Annotated in this window: 2 protein-coding genes and 1 pseudogene; all 3 read left to right on the top strand. The window is 24.3% G+C overall.

Annotation, left to right across the window (positions count from 1 at the left end):
* Window positions 1–238 (top strand): annotated as a pseudogene (locus tag AlmWB_RS01895) (ribonuclease J); the annotation flags it as partial.
* 38 nt (window positions 239–276) lie between these two features.
* Window positions 277–1878 (top strand): ribonuclease J, encoded by a 1602-nt coding sequence (locus AlmWB_RS01705; RefSeq protein WP_083993364.1) that lies wholly within the window; start codon window positions 277–279, stop codon window positions 1876–1878.
* A gap of 52 nt (window positions 1879–1930) precedes the next feature.
* On the top strand, window positions 1931–3088 hold a 1158-nt coding region (locus AlmWB_RS01700), incomplete at its 3' end, for a transporter substrate-binding domain-containing protein (RefSeq protein ID WP_157022409.1).

Raw genomic sequence — 3088 nt, 5'->3', positions numbered from 1 at the left:
AGGTAATGTTGAATTAATTCATAAAGGTTTTTTAGAACAAAATAAAATTGTTCCTCTTTTGACTCAATTAAAAAGTCTTTTTTTAGAAATTAGTAATACTTTTTTAATAAATAAAAAACACTTAATTAAATGGAGTGATTTTAAAAATAATTTAAGAGAAATTTTACCTAAATTTATATTTAAAGAAACTAAAAAAAAACCTATTATCATTCCTGTTTTGATTTTGATTAACAATTAAAGAGGTATTAATTTCGAAAGGAAAATATTTAAAAAATAATGAACATTATTAATACAAAAGATACAACTGGAGAATTTGAGATTTTATTTTATGCTTTAGGTGGATTGGGTGAAATAGGTAAGAACATGTATGTGTTCGAAATTGATAAAAAAATTTTTATTGTTGATTCTGGTATTTCTTTTTCTGGAGATTCTTTTTTAGGTATTAATTATATTATTCCTAATTTTGAATATTTACTTAAAAATGAACATCGTATTGTAGGATTATTTATTACTCATGGACATGAAGATCATATCGGCAGTATCCCTTATTTGTTAAAAAAAATTAAAATACCTAATATTTATGTTTCAGGTATTGCTCTAGATTTGATTGAAACTAAACTAATTGAGCATAAAATACAAAAATATATGAGAATTATGATTAATTATTTTCATCATTCTAAATTTGAATTTGGAGACACACAAGTTTCTTTTATACGCATGAATCATTCAATTCCTGATACTTTTGGGATCGTTTTTAAACATAAAAAAATGATTTTATTTTATACAGGAGATTTTAAGATTGATAATACTCCTGCTGGTCCTTTAGCTGAGTATGAAAAATTATCAGATTTAGGCAAATATGGTGTTTTTTGTTTATTTTCAGATTCTACCAATGCACAACAAACAGGTATTATCCAATCTGAAAATGTTATTGGAAACACTATTAAACAATTATTTTTTAAAATCAAAGGCCGTATTATTATTGTTACTTTTGCTTCTAATTTTTATCGTTTGAAACAAATTATAGAAGCGAGTATTGTCACTAATCGTAAAATAGCTATTTTTGGACGTAGTATGGAAAGAGCTATTGAGACAGGAATAAAAAATGGTTATTTGAATATTCCTAAAGGCATTATTGTAAATGGTAATAATATCGAAAAATATCATGATATAACTTTGCTTTGTACAGGTTCTCAAGGTGAACCATTGGCAGCACTTAGTCGAATGGCCAACGGAATCCATCGTCAAATTAAACTACATCATAGAGACACTGTTATTTTTTCTTCTTCTCCTATTCCTGGGAATCAAGATAGTGTAAATAAAATATTAGATTTATTATTTAAAATGGATATTGATGTCATTACTCATGGTTTTTTGGTTGATACTCATACTTCAGGACATGCAAGTCAACATGATTTAAAATTAATATTAAATTTAATTAAACCTCAATATTTTATTCCAGTACATGGAGAACATATTATGTTAATGACTCACAAAAAATTAGCTATAGAATGTGGTGTCAAATCTGAAAATATTTTTATTTTAGATAATGGCGATGTAGTAGGGATGAATTCGAATCAAGTAAAACTAATCGGAAAAGTTCCTACTAATAATATTTATATTGATGATTCTGGTTCAGAAGATTTATGTAATTTAATTTTAAAAGAAAGACGTATTTTAAGCGAAGAAGGTTTATTTTCTATAATCGCAAGTATCGATATTAAAAAGAGAAAAATTTTAAATTTTCCTATGATTGTCTCCAGAGGATTTATTTATATGAAAAGTAATAAAGAATTAATTAAGAAAATATCTATTGATATTAAAAAATTAATTCAAAATTACTTATCGTATTGTAATCACTTTAAAAAAATTATTTAAAAAAAATAAAAATATTATTAAAATAACTATTTGCATTGTATTTTTAATTTGGGTGCACTTTTGTTTATTACATTCTGATACGCCTCCTCACACCAACAAAACTAAAAATTCAACTGATACTATTAAATTAGGCACTGTAAAAAGCATACCTCCTTTTGTTTTTACAACTGAAAAAGACGGTCAATTTTCTTCTAATAGCGAAGAACAAATAAGTGGCATAGATATTTTATTATTTCAAGCAATTGTTAATCAATTAAGGAAAAAATTAGAACTTAAAGTTTATGAATTGCCAGGACTTATTAATGCTTTAAAACAAGGAGATGTTGACGCTATAATAGGTTCGTTAGATGAAACAGAAAACAGAAAAACCTATTTTGATTCTATTCCCTATGCTAAAAATGATTTAGGAATATTATTTAAAAAAAATAATACAAATTTTTTACATTTCTCAAATAAAAACGAAATAGAATTAAAAAACTTTAATAAATCAAATAACGATCAAATTAAATGGCTTACTGTTCAAGGTTCTAATTATGATATAGAGAAAGAAGATATCATTAAGCAACTTAATTCACAAATGACCAAAAAAACAACATGTTTTGAAAATATGGAACAATGTATTTTCGAAGTAGAAAAAGGAACTGCTGATTGTGTCCTATTTGATTATCCAATGTTGCAAAATTTTGCTAAAAGAATTGTTAATCAAAATCTTTTTCAAGTTTTAAAATTAACAGATCCAGATTTGTCCTTAAAACCTTTAAATATTTTTGTTAAAAAAGATTCACCATTAAAACATGTTATAAAAAAAACATTAAAAAATTTGGATATCGACGATCAAAAATTATTGACAATAAATGAAAATAATTACTTTTATCAACAAGCTCAAACAGCTTTACAACGGAATGAACAAAGAAATCAGCGCATTTTAAAAAAAAATATATGGCAAAAAATATTCTATCAATTATCTAATTATAAAAAAAGTTTATTTATCACTTTGTTATTAGCTATTGATAGTTTATTCTTAGGATTTAGCTTATCTATAGTTTTTTTCCGAGTAAGCATATTCACAAACGAACATTCTAAAATTGTTTTTTATTTTAAACGAAATTTGACTAAAATAATTAGCATATTTAATTATTTATTTAAAGCAATTCCTTTAGCTATTATCATTTTATTTTTATATAATGGTTTGTGTTTCTGTGGTTTAGAT

Source organism: Candidatus Phytoplasma phoenicium, assembly GCF_001189415.1.
GTDB lineage: Bacteria > Bacillota_I > Bacilli_A > Acholeplasmatales > Acholeplasmataceae > Phytoplasma > Phytoplasma phoenicium.
The sequence above is the reverse complement of the archived record's forward strand: the minus strand, read 5'-3'. Positions and strand labels throughout refer to the sequence as shown.